Genomic DNA, 15,657 nt, shown 5'->3' on the forward strand with positions numbered 1-15,657 from the left:
ACCACCGTCCCGGATTCGACGCCGGACTGCACGACAGGATCATCCAGACTCATGTCGTTTGACCCGTTTGCTTGGAAGATTCGGGCTCGTCGATGATGCTGACGTGGGCCGCGACGATCTTCCACCCTTCCGGAAACCGTATCCAGGTTTGCATCTGCCGCCCTACCCTGCCCGGCGCGCCGTCGCGATAGAACAGCGTCGAGGCGACGGCGGTATCGCGGCCGTAGGTCGTGATCACGGTCTTGTCGGTGCGGCGCATCAGCCCGACCGGCGAACGCGCGGCGCGGAATGCCATGATCGCATCATAGCCGTAGAGGTTTTCGGCGATGCCGTAGCGCAGCGTGTGGGGGTCGTTGCGGAATAACTCGTCGAGCACCGCGACGTCGTTCGACACCAGCGCCTTCTCATAGCGCGCGAATTGCGCGGTGACTTCGGCGAGCACGTCGGGAAGATCGATCTCCATGGCTACAGTCCTCTCGGGAGCGGCGCGGTGGCGACGCCGGCGCGCTCCAGCGCATGTGCAACGCGCAGCGCGATATCTTCCCGCCAGGGAGCGGCGATGATCTGCACGCCAATCGGCATCGGCACCAGCGGAATTGGCACTGCGACCACGGGCAGGCCGATAAACGAAATCGGCTGGGTGTGGATGCCGATATTGGCACGCACTGGCAGTTCGACACCGTCGAGCACGAAGTTTACCTGTCCCAATTTCGGCGCGATGCAGGGCGTGGCGGGCGCGATGATCACGTCGACCGACCTGAACAGCTCCAGCACCTTTGCGCGATACCAGCGGCGGAATTTTTGCGCACGGTCGACCAGCGGCGCCGGCACCATGGCGCCGGCGATCAGGCGGTCGCGCACCGCCGGATCGAAATCGTTAGGACGCTTGCGCAGGCGGTCGAGATGCAGCGAAGCGCCTTCGGTCGTCGTGATCACGTAAGCCGCGGCGCGGGCGCGTGCGGCTTCGGGAATTTCGACGGTCTTGGTCGCGTTCAGCGCCTTGGCGACGCGCGCCACGGCTTCGACCGCTTCCGGGAATACGTTCCTCTGGAAATAACCGCCCGCCACCGCAACCCGCAGGCCGTCGATGCCTTCGACCAGCAGCGGCGTGATCGGCTCGACCGGCCGCGTCGTGCAGGCTGCATCGTCAGCGTCGGGACCCTGCATCGCGTCATAGGCCCGCGCGAGGTCGCCGACATTGCGCGCGAACGGGCCGAGATGATCGAAGCTCGCGACAAAGGGAAACGAGCGCGCCCGCGACAGCCGGCCATAGGTCGGCTTTAGGCCAAAGATGCCGCAGAACGACGAGGGCACGCGGATCGATCCGTTGGTGTCAGATCCGAGCGCGATCGGAACCAGGCCGCCGCCGACCGCACTGCCCGAGCCACCGGAGGAGCCGCCGGTCATCCGCGTCGTATCATGCGGATTGCGCGACGGGCCGTCATGCACGTTCTCGCCCGTAAAATCGTAGGCGTATTCGCCCATGTTGAGCGCGCCGACCAGCACCGCGCCCTGCGCCTCCATGCGCTCGATCAGCGTGGCATCGCGCGGCGACGGCGCCAGATCGCGGTTGATCTTCGATCCGGCGCGGGTGGAAAGACCTTTTACGTCAAACAGGTTCTTCACCGCGAACGGAACGCCGGCGAGCGGACCGACTTTCTGGCCGGCGGCAATCGCCGCATCGACCGCGCGGGCCTTTGCACGCGCGCGGTCGGCGGTGACGTCCGTGAACGAGTTCAGCACGGAATCGTGTTTAGCGATCCGCGCCAGGGCGGCCTCGGTCGCATCGAGCGCGGACAGCTTGCCGTCTGTTACGGCTTGCGCGATTTGCTGGGCTGACAGCCCGTCGGTGTTTATGGTCATGGCTCGGTCAGGCTGTGTAGACACTGGCCGGCTCGGTTTCGTCCGGCAGCGGGAATTCATCGACCAGCCGCGCCAGCCTCAGCGATACTTCGAGGTTCGCCCGCACCGCAGGTCGCCAGGCTTCCTCGACCGGCAGCGCCAGCGCCTTGGATACGGCATCGATGTAACCATCAAGATGATCGGCAGCCATTTCGCTCCCATTCGATTTTCTAGTGAACCGGCAACGGCGGATGCGGGATCGCCGTCAGCAATTCCTTTGTATAGGCATCCTGCGGATCGCCAAGCACGCGTTCGGACGAGCCCTGCTCGACGATTCGCCCCGCACGCATCACGATGACACGATCGCACAACAAACGCACCACGTTCAAATCATGGGACACAAACAAATAACTCATGCCCATCGATTGCTTGAGATCCTGTAGCAGATTGAGCACGACAGCCTGCACGGAGACGTCGAGCGCCGCCGTCGGTTCGTCAAGGATCACGAGCTTTGGATGCAGCGCGATTGCCCGCGCGATGCCGACACGGGCTTTCTGGCCGCCGGATAATTGATGCGGGAACCGATCGAGCAAATTGACCGGGAGGCCGACCAGGCCAGCGAGTTCCTCGCAGCGGGCGCGTAGCGCATCGCGTCCCCTGATGTCGCCGAGTTGCATGATCGGATCGACAATCGCACGTGCGGCGGTGAAGCGCGGGTTGAGGCTGTCGGTCGGGTCCTGGAACACCATCTGGATGCTCTTGCGCAGCGGCAGCCGTGCAAAGGCCTGCGGCAGGATGGCGCCGATCTCCTCGCCATCGAACAGGATGCGGCCGGAAGTCTGGTCGAGCAGGCGCATCACCATCATCGAGGTCGTGGACTTGCCGCAACCGGATTCACCGACGAGGCCGACGCTCTCGCCGTGACCGACGGTGAAGCCGATGCCGTCGACCGCGCGGAATATTTCGGCTTCGACGGGCGGCTTGCGGGAGAACAGTTTTGACAGCACCGCGCTGGCGCCCTGGCGCGGATATTCCTTGACGAGCTTTTCGACGAGGAGGAGCGGCTTTGCACTGGCGTCACCCCCGGGCTTGACCCGGGGGTCCATCCCGGAAGAAGAGTCTTCCGAAGGTTGATGGATGGCCGGGCATAGGCGAGCGGAAGCGACGCCGTCCTTCGGACGGCTATGCCCGGCCATGACAGGAGTACTCTCCTCCTCCGGCAACAGATCGCGCAATGAAACGCCAAGCCTCGGCGTCGCACGCATCAGCTTCTTGGTATAGGCGTGTTCTGGCCTGGCAAAAATATCGGCAGACTTCGCGGTCTCCACCACCCGGCCCTTCTCCATGACCACCACGCGGTCGCAATAAGCGGCGGCAAGGCCGAGATCATGCGTGATCAGGATCGTCGACATGTGGCGACGCTTGGTCAGCTCCACGATCAAATCCATCACCGCCTTCTGCGTGGTGACGTCGAGCCCCGTCGTCGGCTCGTCTGCGATCAGGAGCTGCGGGTTACAGGCCAGGGCCAATGCGATTACGACACGCTGGCACATGCCGCCGGACAGTTCGAACGGATAGGCGTGATAGCGCTCGCGGGGACGGGCGATCTTGACCTGCTCCAGCGCCTCGATCGCCTTCTCGCCGCGGTCGCTGGCCGCGCTCTGCACGTGCTGGCGCAGCACGTCCTCGATCTGGTCGCCCACTTTTCGGATCGGATTCAGTGCCGCGCGCGGATTCTGGAAAATCATCGAGATTTCGCGGCCGCGGAGATCGCGCATCTCGTTTTCGCTCGCGGCCTTGACGTCGATGCCGGAAAACATCACCGAGCCCTCGGCGATCCTGCCGGCGCGGTCGAGGATCCGCATCACGGCATAGGACGTCACCGACTTGCCGGAGCCGGACTCGCCGACGATGCCGAGCGTCTCGCCCTTGCCGACGGCGATGTTGACGTGCTGCACGGCTTTCACGATGCCGCGCCGCGTCGTGAATTCGACTGTGAGGTCGCTGACGTCGAGTAGAGGCTGTGCCGTCATGATGATCCCCGCAAGAATCTCGAAAACAACCCCATGCAAAGTAGAACGGACGGCAACTTGCCCATCACGTCCTCCGCTGCGGATCGACGATGTCGCGCAGGCCGTCACCGAGCAGATTGAAGCAGAATACCGCGAGCATCAGGGCAAGGCCCGGGAACAGCGCGATCCACCATTCGCCTGAAACCATGAAGGTAGCGCCTTCCGCGACCATGATGCCCCATTCCGCCGTCGGCGGGCGCACGCCAAGCCCAATGAAGGAGAGGCCGGCGGCGTTGAGGATCGCATAGCCCATGGTCAGCGACATCTGCACGATCATGATCGGCATGATGTTGGGCAGAATATGCACCAGGAGAATCCGCATTTCGCTGTTGCCGGACAGCCGCGCCGCCTGCACGAAGCCGGCATTGCGACGCACGTTCGCCTCGGCCCGCGCTACGCGCGCGTAAAGCGGAAAGTTCACGATCGCGGTCGCGATGATGATGTTCTGTACGGTATTGCCGAGCGCAGCCACAATGCCCATCGCCAGCACGAACAGCGGGAATGCCATGATGGTGTCCGCGATGCGGCCGACGATACGGTCGGTCCAGCCGCCGAAATAGCCGGCCGCGATGCCGGCAAGGCCGCCCATCAGGAACACCAGCGCCACGGAGGCGACCGCGATGAACGTATCGAGCCGCGTGGCAACGACAACGCGGCTGAAGATGTCCCGGCCCAACTGATCGGTGCCGAACCAGTGTGCGGCAGACGGCGGCTTCAGCGCCGCGGCGGTATCGCTGGCGAGCGGATCGTAGGGAACGATGTAGGGGCCGAAGATCGCGGCGAACAGGATGATGACCAGCAGGCCGAAGGCGAACGCCGTAACGCGGTTCTCGCCGAGCACATAGCTGACATGCTCGAACATCGCAGCCAGCCCCGACGTACGCGCGGGAGCTGTGGGTTCAACGGCAGGCGCAACGCTACTCATCTTCCAACCTCACCCTTCAAGCCGCACGCGCGGATCAATCACGCCATAGAGAATGTCGATGATTAGGTTCAGCAGCACGTACATGACCGCCATGGTCAGCACGAAGCCTTGCACCGGCGCGAAGTCCGACGAGATCAGCGCTTCCACCGCGTAGGAGCCGATGCCGGGCCAGGCGAACACCTTTTCGACCAGCACATTGGCGCCCAGCAGGAACGAGAACACCATGCTGAGCGTGGTGATGACAGGCAGCATCGCGTTGCGAAACGCGTAGGTAACGATCACCGTCGACGGCGACAGCCCGCTGGCGCGCGCGGTGCGGACGAAGTCGGACGCCAGCACCGCCAGCATCGAGGCCCGCGTCATGCGCGCGATCGGCGCCAGCGAGAAGATCGCCAGCGTCGCCGCCGGCAGGATGAGCTGACTGAACGCAGAACGAAACGTTTCGAGATCGCGCGCGATCAGGGCGTCGATGAGATAGAGACCGGTCACGGTGGGCGGCGCGCTGTAGAACACATCGAGCCGGCCGAGCGGCGCCGGCGACCAGCCGAGTCTGAAATAGAACAGGTAGACCAGCACCAGGCCGGTAAAGAACACCGGCAGCGATACGCCGGCCGTCGTCGTGATGCGACAGAGATGGTCGATCCAGGAGCCCGGCCGGGTCGCCGCCAGCACGCCGAGCGGGATCGCAATCATGACCGAAACGACAAGGCCGAGCAGCGTCAGTTCGGCAGAGGCCGGCAGGCGATTGCGGATTTCGGTGGCGACCGGCTGGCCCGTTGTCAGCGAGTTGCCGAAATCGCCATGCGCGAGATCGTTGGTGTAGCGGAAGAACTGCTCGATCAGCGGCTTGTCGAAGCCTAGTTTCTTGCGGATCTGCTCGATGGCTTCCTTGCTCGCCGCGGGCCCGGCGAAATAGGCCGCGGGGTCGCCGGGCAGCGCGCGCGTCAGGAGGAACGTGACGATGACAACCCCGATCAGCGACGGGATCGCAAACATCAGCCGCTTGCCGATCATGGTCAGCATGACGCTCGCCTCTTATGCCTTCACGAGCGCGCGATAATCCAAGCGACGGTGGAACCAATACTGATAGCCCGACACGTTCTTCTGCGTCGCGACGTTGACGTATGGCTGATACAGCGGGATGCGCGGGATGTCCTTGAAGGCGAGGTCGACGAAACCTTTTACGTCGGCGTCGTATTTGGCGGTGTTGCCGATCGCCGCGGCGTCGACGGCGCCGCCGATGAATTCGTCCATCGCCTTCGACTGGTAGCTCATGGTGTTGAAGATCGAATTCTTGCCGTCGTAGCACCAGATGAAGAAGTACTCGGGATAATCGAGCCAACCGGAGAACACGTTGGTGTAGAGCGGCAGCACCTTCTTGTTGAGCTCGGTGCGCCAGTTGGCGCCGGGGATCTTGTTGATGGTGGTCTTGATGCCGATCTGCGCGAGGCTCTCCTGCACCAGCACGCAGAGCGGTTCGTTGACGCCGGCAAAGCCGAGGTCGAACGACAGCGTGGTCTCGAAACCATTGGGATGGCCGGCCTCCGCCAGCAATGCCTTGGCCCTGGCGATATCGGTGACGTATTTGGTCGCCTGCGGCCACGCCACCTCGGTTGCCTTGTCGGCAGCCGCGCCGAACATCGGCTTGGCCAGGCCAAACAGCACCGCATCCATGATCTTCTGGTAGGGGATCGCGCAAGCCACCGCCTCGCGAACCTTGGGGTTGTCGAACGGCGGGATCTTGACGTTCATGCCGATGTACTGGACGCCGTTGGAATACGGCACCGATACGATGTTGAGCTTGCCGCTGTCCTTCAGCTCGACGAAATCCTTGTTCGGCAGATCGTAGGAGATATCGGCGTCGCCGCGTTCCAAGAGCGCGCGGCGGTTGCCGGCCTGCGGCACCATGCGCCAGATCACGCGCTTGACCTTCGGCAAGGGACCACCGGCCCACGCGTCGTTGCGCTCCATGACGACTTCAGTGCCGGCGGTCCACTTCGTCACCTTGTAGGCGCCGGAGCCCGCGGTCTGCTGCTTGGTGTATTCGAGGCCCCAGGGATCCTTCTCGCTGGCGTTCTTCTTCACCAGTTCGGAATTGACGACGCAGGGCACGATCACCGCGAGGTCCGGAATGGTGAGGCGGTCCTTCTTGGCGAAATCGATCCGCACCGTGCTGTCGTCGACAATGACGAACTGCTCGGTCTTGGTCAGGGAGCCCGCGCCCATCTGGAACGTCGGAAAACCGCCGACGCTGACCGCGCGATCGAGCGACCACTTGACGTCCTTGGCCGTGACCGGGGCGCCGTCGTGGAATTTTGCGTTCTTCTTCAGCTTGAAGGTGACCGACATGTCGCCGACGTTCATGTCTTCGGCCAGTTCGGGCTTGAACTTGTCGCGGTCGTAATACGGCACGCCGCCGGGCCCGCTCTTCATCTCGTGGCTGATCAGGCGGTCGTAGCAATTCCACGACACCTCGTAGCCGGGCACGTTGGTGCCGACGCCGTGAATGTCGAGATTGTTGGGGCCGCTTTCCGAGACGATCAGCAGCGTCTCCGACCGCGCATCAGCCTTGGCTGCGGACCAGATCGCCGGCGCGGGCACCATCGCGCCCGCGGCAACTCCGGTGACCGATTTCAAAAAATCGCGACGCTTCATGGGTGATGCTCCAAACGTCAGAGGGAAAACGGCTTTGGAACTGGAATCGCAAGGTTTGTGCCAACCGTTAAGGAAGCGTTATCGCTGCACTAACCGATTGATTTAGCTTACAAAGATATCCGCGGCGCGACACCGCATGCAGTGCGACATCCTGGCAGATTGCATACAAAGAGGCATATTTGCTCAATAAATATGCAGATATTTTCAACGCTCTATTGCTGTGCGGCACTCAGATGGGCCAAAGCAAATCCTGCAGCTCGAACAGGTCGCTCGCCTTCTCTTGCCAACCCTCGATGCAGATGTGCCTGACGGGATCGCTGGCACGATGCAGCAGCATCAGCGCCATCAGCCGCCGCTTCAGATCGGGCGTGATATCCGCGGCAGAGTACCCAAAACCCTCGAACAGGCTCCGCACCCGCCGCGGCATGCCGGCGGTCATGAAGGCGCTGGGACCCAGCAGGTCATATTCGCGCATGCCGGTCATCACGTCGCCGAAATCGATCAGGCCTGCGAGCCGCCAACCCGAACCATCGCGGCTCAACAGGAAATTCTCCGGGATGTATTCGCCGGTCAGGGTCACCGGCGGCCCGTCCAGCGCCGTCAACGCGGCTGCGTCGCGCAGCAGGTCGTCCAGTCCGTCCAGAAATTTCTGCGGCAAACCGAGGCGCGTGTGCCGCGCGCGGCATCCCTCGATTTGCCGGCGCATGAAAGCGTTCCAGCCCGGCTCGATCGAGGCGAGCGGTCCGGCCGGAACACGCTGCACCTCGACAATGGTCTCGCCGATCTCGGCCAGCACGCGCTCCTTGTCAGCTTCCGGCAGCGACGGCCACGCGTCCGCGCCGAGAACGCCCGGCAGCCGCGTGATGACGAGATACGGCCATCCGTCGCGCTCCCCTTCGACGACGGTTTCGGGGATCGCGATACGAAGCTGCCCGCGAAGTTGGGCGAGCGAGCCACGTTCCGAGACGAACTGGGAACGAAGGAATGGTGGGAAGATCTTCAGGATGAGTATGTCGTCGAGCGCCATGACGAGATTGGTGCCGGTGGCGAAAACCTGCGGCGTGGTGCAGGCAAGGCCGTGGCTGCGGGCGATATCGTGTGCGATCGGCAGCCATTGCGCCGGATCGGCGCGCCAGATGCGGAAGGGCTCGTAGTCGGCGAAGCTCGGCAGCGATGCGGTCATGGTGACCTGTCATTATTTATCGTCATTGCGAGCATGTAGCCCGGATGGAGCGCAAGCGAAATCCGGGGCCAGCGCTGCAGCTGAACCCCGGGTTACGCTGCGCTTCACCCGGGCTACGTGACAACTACCTATCCGGATTGGCCCGCTCGAACTGGCGCAGCAGGCGGTTGCCGCGCTCGGCGGCGACGTCGAGGGCTGTCTGCGCGGACTGCTTGCCGCTGAAAATATGCTCGAGTTCTTCATCGATCACGCCGCGGATCAGCACAAAGGACCCGAGCCGGATTCCCTTCGAATTCTCGGTCGGCGGCTTCAAGGTCAGCTGCTCGATACCGATCGCAGCACCAGGATTGCGATCGTAGAAGCCCTGCGCGCGGGAGAGATCGAAGGCGGCGCGGGTGATCGGCAGATAGCCCGTGTTCTGGTGCCAGGCGGCCTGAACTTCCGGCTTCGAGAGATAGGCGAAGAACCGCGCGACGCCGGCGTATTCGCCGCGCGGCCGGTCGCGCAGCACCCATAGCGTGGCGCCGCCGATGATGGAGTTTTGCGGGGCGCCGGCGATTTCGGCCCGGTGCGGGATCATGCCGTAGCCAACCTCGAACTTCGAATTGGCCTTGATGTCCGCACGCGTCCCGGAAGAGCCGATGAAGATGGCGCATTCGCCCTTCTGAAAGCGCGGCTCGGCCGACTGCCCGCGCCCGCTATAGTCGAAGACTTTCGTCGCCTGCCATTCCGCCAGTTGCGCGATGTGCCGCACCACGTCCGGATTGTTGAAGGTCAATTCCGCGTCGAGGCCGCTGAAGCCGTTGGCCCGGCTCGCCAGTGGCAGATTGTGGAACGCGGAAAAATTCTCGACATGGACCCAGGAAGGCCAGGATGTGGTGAGCCCGCAGGGCGAGCCAGCCGCGCGCAGGCGCTTCGCCGCAGCGCCGACCTCAACCCAGGTCTTCGGCGCTACCTCGGGGTCGAGCCCCGCGGCGCGGAACAGATCCCTGTTGTAGTAAAGGATCGGCGTCGAGACATTGAACGGAAACGACAGCATGTTGCCGGCGACATCGGAATAATAACCGGTCACGGCCGGCAGATACGCCTCAGGCGAAAACGGCTCCGACTGATCGCGCATCAATTCGAACACCGGATAGATCGCGCCCTTTGCCGCCATCATGGTGGCGGTCGCGATCTCGTTGACCTGAACGATGGCGGGCTGGCTTCGCGAACGGAAGGCGAAGATCGCCGCCGTCACCGTCTCGGTGTAGTTGCCCTTGTATGTCGGCACGACCCGGTAGTCGGACTGCGACGCATTGAAATCGGTCGCCAGCTTTTCAAGCTGCTTGCCGAGCTCCCCCGACATCGCGTGCCACCACATGATCTCGGTGGCGGCCTGCGCCGGAGACGCAAGCGTCGTGGCGGCGAGTGCTGCGAATTGCAAGAATCTCAAGGCCAATTTCACTGGTGATTTCCTGCTTTGCCGCGCTGGCGAAATATCTGCTCGCTACGTCCTCATAAATCCCTCAGGCTGTGGTTTCAATCCACCCGGCATCACCGCAGCGCACAACACAATCTAAGATTGCCGCAAGATTATGAGGATTACCCGCCGCATACCACCTGCCAGCCCAACCACCAATAGCCAAACATCGGTAGATTCTGATAAAAATGCGTTGAACCTTTTCTCCCCCGCTGCAGACTTCATCTCTAAGGGGATTGTCGCCTGTGTATCGCCGCGCCGACCTTTCGCGGACCTTCGTGCTTGTTGTCGCGCTGTTGCTTACGGCGGTCTCAACGGGTGCTTTTGCGCGCGAGTTTCGTATGCCCGATCCCCAAAACGAGAGGCATCTGATCGACACGTTCCAATCCGGCCGGTTCGGCGCGGAAAAGGAAGCCCTCGCACATATCAGGACCGGCGCGGCCGATCTCAACCGTACCAACGTTGCATTGATCGGAACGATGACGCGGGTATTGATCGGGCGCCTTCGCAGAGTGGAACTGACTTGACCGGCGCACCGCAACAGCAGCGAACAGCGGAACGGCCGGCGAGCTTCGCCGCCCGAGGCCGTTTTCGCGTCGTCCAGTGGCTGCGCGCGGTGCCGATCCGCTGGCGCATCCTGTCGATCGCGGGATTGAACTCCGCCGTCGTCGTGGTGCTCGCCGTGCTGATCTGGAACGGCGCCAAGGTGCTGGGTTCGGCCTGGGACGATGTCCGGCAGGTGCGGGAGTCCGACAAGATCCTGGCGCTGCTGGAGAGCGAAACCAGCCGGCTGCAGAACCTGATCCATCGCTACATCAATCAGCCGAGCCCCGACCTGTTCGCCGAGATCCTGCTGCTGCGGGAAGCAGTGCTCGGCACGCTCACCACGCGCGCCGCGAACGACCCGATGCTGTCAGGATCGGTCGAGCGGCTCGAACTCGTCACCGACCGTTTTCTCAACGGTTTTGGCGAATTGCGCGCCGTGCAGGCCACCATCACCAAGACCTATGAGCAGCAGGTGCTGGGCCCGGCCCGCGAAATGGCCGGGTTGTACTCGATCATCGAGGGCGCCACCGGGCATCGCGATGCGCAGATCTGGCCGGCACTCGGGAAATCCCGCGAGGCGTTTACGGCCATGCTGGTCGCCACCAACGCCTATTATTTGTCGCGCGCCTCGGCCTCCGCCGAGGATGCCCGCAGGAACACCGAGACGATCGAGAACACCATCCCCGCGATGGCCGACCTTGCCGACAATGATTTGCAGCGCATGGCGTTGACGCGGCTGAAGGCGCGCACCGTGGCGCTGCGCGAGGGCATGGCCAAACTGACCGAGCAGCTCGCGATCCGGACCGAACTCCTGCGCAGCACCATCGATGCCAGCCAGGCCGAGGCCATCGGCGTCATCGACGAGCTGTCGGTCAAGATGCGCCAGCGCGAGCAGAAGGCGCAGGAGACGTTCGACAAGACATTGTCGGCCATCTCGCGCCGGGTGCTGTCGATCGCCGTGATGTTCCTCGGCATCATCCTGTCCGCCGGCGTCCTGATCGCGCTCTCGATCCGCCTGCCGCTGCAGCAGATCCTGGCGGCGATGCATGCGATCACCTCGGGCAATTACGATCGCCGCGTGCAGGGTACCACCGCCAGGGACGAGGTCGGCGCCATGGCGCGCGCGGTGGACGTATTCCGCGAAAACGCCATCGCCAAGCGCAAGACCGAGGACGAACTGCGCGCCTCCAAGGAAAAGGCCGAAAGCGCGCTGCTCGAGCTCAATACCGCGCAGCAGAACCTGATCGATGCCGAACGGCTGGCGGCGCTCGGCGGGCTGGTCGCCGGCGTCGCCCATGAGGTGAACAACCCGATCGGCATCAGCCTGACGGTGGCGTCGAGCTTTGCGCGTCGCGCCGACATGTTCGAGCAGGAGCTGCGGACGGAGCCGCTGCGCCGCTCAAAACTCGACGACTTCGTCAAAAGCTCGCGCGACGCAGCAGGGCAACTGGTGGCCAATCTGCACCGCGCCGGCGAGCTGATCCAGTCGTTCAAGCAGGTGGCGGTGGACCGCTCGCACGCCGAGCGCCGCCAATTCAACCTCAGCGAGGCCACCGACCAGATCGTCGCCAGCCTGAAACCGGTGCTGAAGAAGGCGGCGATCACGCTGTCGGTGGACGTGCCCGAAGGGCTTTTCATCGACGGCTATCCCGGCTCCTACGGCCAGATATTAACCAATCTCTTCCTCAACGCCGCCAATCATGCCTTTGCCGACGGCCGGTCCGGGGCGATCACGATCTCGGCGCGGGCGCGCGGCAGCGACGATGTCGAGATCATTTTTGCCGACAACGGGGCCGGAATGACGCCGGACGTGCAGCGGCAGGCGTTCGACCCCTTCTTTACGACGCGCCGCAACGAAGGCGGCACCGGACTGGGCTTGCATATCGTCTATAATCTTGTCACTCAACAGCTCGGCGGCCGGATGATGCTGGAGTCAAGGCTGGGACAAGGCACCACATTCCGCATTATTATGCCCAAAGTCGCCCGGGGCGAACCCACGATTGCAGACCAGACAATAGCCGACGGAACTTCTCAATGGCCGAACAGGACGATGTCCTCCACCTGATCGACGATACCGGGACCGTTCCGGAGGACTCGTCCGCGCGCAAATGGAAGATCGCCGTCATCGACGACGATGCCGCGGTGCACGAGGGCACCCGCTTTGCGCTGAGCGACTACAATCTCCATGGCGCGACGCTGGAAATCCTGTCGGCCTATTCCGCGGCCGAAGGCCGCACCTTGATGCGCAACAATCCCGACGTCGCGGCCGTGCTGCTCGACGTCATCATGGAAACCGACGTAGCGGGCCTGGACCTCGTCGAATACATCCGCAACGAGCTCAAGAACGAAACCGTCCGCATCATCCTGCGCACCGGCCAGCCCGGCCAGGCGCCCGAGCGCCGCGTCATCGTCCAGTACGACATCAACGACTACAAGGCCAAGACCGAGCTCACGGCCGACAAGCTGTTCACCTCGCTCACGGCCGCGCTGCGCAGTTACCAGCAGCTCGAGCGCATGGTGCAGACCAGGCGCGGACTTGAAATCATCATCGACGCCGCCTCGACGCTCTACGACTTCAAATCGATGCAGCGGCTCGCGGAAGGCGTGCTGACGCAGCTCGCCTCGCTGCTCAATGTCGACTGCGCCGGCATCCTGGTGCTGCGCGACGACGGCGCCGCGGGGAGCGAGTTCTCGGTGCTGGCGGGCTCGGGCTGCTACAGCCGCTTCATCGGCACCACGAGCTCCAGGGCGCTCGATCCGGATTTGCGGCAAATGGTGGAAGCCGCCTTCCAGCGCCGCAAGAACGAGTTCGCCGATCATCGCAGCGTGCTTTATCTGCGCACCGGCTCTGGCCGCGAAGTGGTGGTGCTGCTGCAGGCCGAGCGCCAGCTTTCCGACACCGACCGCGCGCTGGTCGAGATTTTCTCCAGCCGGCTGTCGATCGCGTTCGACAACGTCATCCTCTACCGGCAACTGCACGAGGCCAACACCCAGCTCGAGGACCGCGTCGCCCAGCGCACCCGCGCGCTGATGCAGGCCAACCGGCGGCTGTCGGCGCAGTGGCTGCGGCTGCAGCGCGCCAATGGCTTCAAGAACGAGATTCTCGGCACCGTCGCGCACGATTTGAAGAACCCGCTCGGCGTGATCCTCGGCCGCACCGAAATGCTGACGGAATTGATCAGCGCCGGCTCGCCCAAGGAGAACGTCACCGCCCAGGTCGAGCATATCAGGGACGCCACCAAGCGCCTGACCTCGATGGTCGATCACCTGATTTCGGATGCGATGGCGGACGCCTTCGACATCACGATCCGCCGCGAACCGGTCGATGTCGGAGCGCTCGTTTCCGAGGTCGCCGATTCGAACCTGCCTTCGGCGGTCAACAAGCAGCAGTCCATCGCCGTGTCGGCGCCGCCGAATTTCGTCACCATGTGCGACGCCGACCGGATCCGCGAGGCAATCGACAACCTCTTCAGCAACGCCATCAAATACTCGCCGATCGGCGGCAAGATCACGGTAGGCGTCACCCATGATGGCAGCGACACCATCATCCGTATTACCGATCAGGGTGCCGGATTGTCTCCGGAGGATCTCGGCCGGCTGTTCGGCCGGTTCCAGCGGCTGTCGGCCAAGCCGACGGCCGGGGAAAGTTCGACCGGCCTCGGCCTGTCGATCGTCAAACGCATCATCGACATGCATGGCGGCCATGTTACCGCGGAAAGCGCCGGTCCCGGACAGGGATCGACGTTTACGGTTACACTGCCAGCGACAGAGACGACATGACCCAGAGCCCGCACATCTTCATTGTCGACGACGAGCCACCGGCCCGCGAGATGGTCGGTGATTACCTCAAGATGCACGGTTTCAGCGTCACCCTGTGCGACGGCGGCAAAAGCCTGCGCCGCGAGATCGAGACCGCCGTGCCCGACCTCGTCGTGCTCGACCTCAACATGCCCGAGGAAGACGGACTTTCGATCATTCGCGACCTGAAGAGCCGCATCAACGTTCCTGTCATCATGCTGACGGCGACCGCGAGCCCGATCGACCGCGTCGTCGGCCTCGAACTCGGCGCTGACGACTACATCGCAAAGCCCTGCGAGCTGCGCGAATTGATGGCGCGCATCCGCTCGGTGCTTCGCCGCAGTACGCCGGCCAAGGCGGCTGCAGCACCTGAGGCTGCGGCTGCAAAGGCGGAGAAGGAACAGCTGGTGCGGTTCGGCACCAAATGGCTCGACCTCGAAGCCCAGGCGCTGCGCGACGACGAAGGCAACGAGCATCCGCTGACGGCGTCCGAATTCGGCCTGTTGAAGGTGTTTGCGGCGAATCCCAAACGCGTGTTGTCGCGCGAGCGGCTTTTGGAATTGGCCAATGCGCGCGACGCCGAAGCGTTCGACCGCGCGGTCGACCTGCGCATCATGCGCATCCGGCGCAAGATCGAGATCGACCCGACCAAGCCCGCCGTGATCCGCACCATCAGGGGCGGTGGCTATTTGTTCTCGCCGACGGGCGAGAAGGGTTAGGCCTTCGTCGTCCCTGCGAACGCAGGGACCCATACCGCGTGATCTATCGATGAAGCGTGGTGGCTGACGCTCTCCGTTAATCAACTAGCGCTGTGGGCTGCTGAAGCGAAGCCGTCGCGCGCGGCGTGCCCTTCACACCGGCCGCGGTGTATGGGCCCCTGCGTCCGCAGGGGCGACAGGTTGAGAGGTTCTCGCCTTCCCCACGGTCGTCCCCGCCTAGTGCGCAATTGCGCACGGGGCGCGGCGACCCATACGCCGCGGCGGTTATATTGACACGCTGTGGTAGACGTCCTTTCCAGACAACAACGCCCTGTGGTCATGGGTCCTGCATTCGCAGGAACGACGATAGGTTTGCGCCTGTGCGGAACGAATCCGCATCCGAAATCTTCCAATTTTCCGCATATTGAAATTACTGGCCTTTTAGCCCCGAATGTTTCGTCGCAGGCCCTGCGACG

The 15,657-nt window shown here is 63.4% G+C and carries 13 protein-coding genes; 4 read left to right on the forward strand and 9 right to left on the reverse strand.

What is annotated here, in order from left to right:
* Positions 1-49 precede the first annotated feature (49 nt).
* The 9 genes from hpxZ to ugpB all read right to left on the reverse strand — a co-directional run bounded on the left by hpxZ (position 50) and on the right by ugpB (position 10,112).
* Positions 50-463: an oxalurate catabolism protein HpxZ gene (hpxZ, locus tag KIP88_RS23105; protein ID WP_214490290.1), complete on the reverse strand. Its 414-nt coding sequence runs from the start codon at positions 461-463 to the stop codon at positions 50-52.
* Between the two features lie 2 nt (positions 464-465).
* Positions 466-1,863 carry an AtzE family amidohydrolase gene (locus KIP88_RS23110; protein ID WP_214490291.1) on the reverse strand — a complete coding sequence of 466 codons (1,398 nt, stop codon included), beginning with the start codon at positions 1,861-1,863 and terminating at the stop codon, positions 466-468.
* Between the two features lie 7 nt (positions 1,864-1,870).
* A complete protein-coding gene (locus KIP88_RS23115) occupies positions 1,871-2,053 on the reverse strand; it encodes a DUF4089 domain-containing protein (RefSeq protein WP_214490292.1) in 183 nt (60 codons plus the stop codon).
* 19 nt (positions 2,054-2,072) lie between these two features.
* Positions 2,073-3,875, reverse strand: coding sequence for an ABC transporter ATP-binding protein (locus KIP88_RS23120; protein ID WP_214490293.1), 1,803 nt, complete (start codon positions 3,873-3,875; stop codon positions 2,073-2,075).
* A 64-nt stretch (positions 3,876-3,939) separates the two neighbouring features.
* Positions 3,940-4,839, reverse strand: coding sequence for an ABC transporter permease (locus KIP88_RS23125; RefSeq protein ID WP_214490294.1), 900 nt, complete (start codon positions 4,837-4,839; stop codon positions 3,940-3,942).
* Between the two features lie 9 nt (positions 4,840-4,848).
* Complete coding sequence (locus KIP88_RS23130) at positions 4,849-5,862, reverse strand: ABC transporter permease (protein ID WP_214490295.1); 1,014 nt, start codon at positions 5,860-5,862, stop codon at positions 4,849-4,851.
* Between the two features lie 12 nt (positions 5,863-5,874).
* A complete protein-coding gene (locus KIP88_RS23135; RefSeq protein ID WP_214490296.1) occupies positions 5,875-7,494 on the reverse strand; it encodes an ABC transporter substrate-binding protein in 1,620 nt (539 codons plus the stop codon).
* Positions 7,495-7,723: 229 nt separating this feature from the next.
* Positions 7,724-8,677 carry a phosphotransferase gene (locus tag KIP88_RS23140; RefSeq protein WP_214490297.1) on the reverse strand — a complete coding sequence of 318 codons (954 nt, stop codon included), beginning with the start codon at positions 8,675-8,677 and terminating at the stop codon, positions 7,724-7,726.
* A gap of 124 nt (positions 8,678-8,801) precedes the next feature.
* Entirely contained in the window at positions 8,802-10,112 is a 1,311-nt protein-coding gene (gene ugpB, locus KIP88_RS23145) for a sn-glycerol-3-phosphate ABC transporter substrate-binding protein UgpB (protein WP_249790959.1), read from the reverse strand.
* Between the two features lie 368 nt (positions 10,113-10,480).
* On the opposite strand from ugpB, the gene KIP88_RS23150 reads away from it, so the two are divergent.
* From KIP88_RS23150 to KIP88_RS23165, 4 genes are all read left to right on the forward strand, one after another.
* Complete coding sequence (locus KIP88_RS23150) at positions 10,481-10,666, forward strand: hypothetical protein (protein WP_214490299.1); 186 nt, start codon at positions 10,481-10,483, stop codon at positions 10,664-10,666.
* Positions 10,667-10,755: 89 nt separating this feature from the next.
* Positions 10,756-12,750, forward strand: coding sequence for a HAMP domain-containing sensor histidine kinase (locus KIP88_RS23155; protein WP_214490391.1), 1,995 nt, complete (start codon positions 10,756-10,758; stop codon positions 12,748-12,750).
* Positions 12,720-14,465: a DUF3369 domain-containing protein gene (locus KIP88_RS23160; RefSeq protein WP_214490300.1), complete on the forward strand. Its 1,746-nt coding sequence runs from the start codon at positions 12,720-12,722 to the stop codon at positions 14,463-14,465. The genes KIP88_RS23155 and KIP88_RS23160 overlap by 31 nt, the downstream gene beginning before the upstream one ends.
* Entirely contained in the window at positions 14,462-15,202 is a 741-nt protein-coding gene (locus KIP88_RS23165; RefSeq protein WP_214490301.1) for a response regulator, read from the forward strand. The genes KIP88_RS23160 and KIP88_RS23165 overlap by 4 nt, the downstream gene beginning before the upstream one ends.
* Positions 15,203-15,657: the final 455 nt, after the last annotated feature.

This window comes from Bradyrhizobium sp. SRL28, assembly GCF_018596315.1.
Classification (GTDB): Bacteria; Pseudomonadota; Alphaproteobacteria; order Rhizobiales; family Xanthobacteraceae; genus Bradyrhizobium.

Coding starts and splice junctions, on each gene's coding strand:
- KIP88_RS23125 (WP_214490294.1), bottom strand. CDS start 4,839: ATGAGTAGCGTTGCGCCTGCCGTTGAACCCACAGCTCCCGCGCGTACG.
- hpxZ (WP_214490290.1), bottom strand. CDS start 463: ATGGAGATCGATCTTCCCGACGTGCTCGCCGAAGTCACCGCGCAATTC.
- KIP88_RS23140 (WP_214490297.1), bottom strand. CDS start 8,677: ATGACCGCATCGCTGCCGAGCTTCGCCGACTACGAGCCCTTCCGCATC.
- KIP88_RS23130 (WP_214490295.1), bottom strand. CDS start 5,862: ATGCTGACCATGATCGGCAAGCGGCTGATGTTTGCGATCCCGTCGCTG.
- KIP88_RS23150 (WP_214490299.1), top strand. CDS start 10,481: ATGCCCGATCCCCAAAACGAGAGGCATCTGATCGACACGTTCCAATCC.
- KIP88_RS23120 (WP_214490293.1), bottom strand. CDS start 3,875: ATGACGGCACAGCCTCTACTCGACGTCAGCGACCTCACAGTCGAATTC.
- KIP88_RS23110 (WP_214490291.1), bottom strand. CDS start 1,863: ATGACCATAAACACCGACGGGCTGTCAGCCCAGCAAATCGCGCAAGCC.
- KIP88_RS23115 (WP_214490292.1), bottom strand. CDS start 2,053: ATGGCTGCCGATCATCTTGATGGTTACATCGATGCCGTATCCAAGGCG.
- KIP88_RS23165 (WP_214490301.1), top strand. CDS start 14,462: ATGACCCAGAGCCCGCACATCTTCATTGTCGACGACGAGCCACCGGCC.
- KIP88_RS23135 (WP_214490296.1), bottom strand. CDS start 7,494: ATGAAGCGTCGCGATTTTTTGAAATCGGTCACCGGAGTTGCCGCGGGC.
- KIP88_RS23160 (WP_214490300.1), top strand. CDS start 12,720: ATGGCCGAACAGGACGATGTCCTCCACCTGATCGACGATACCGGGACC.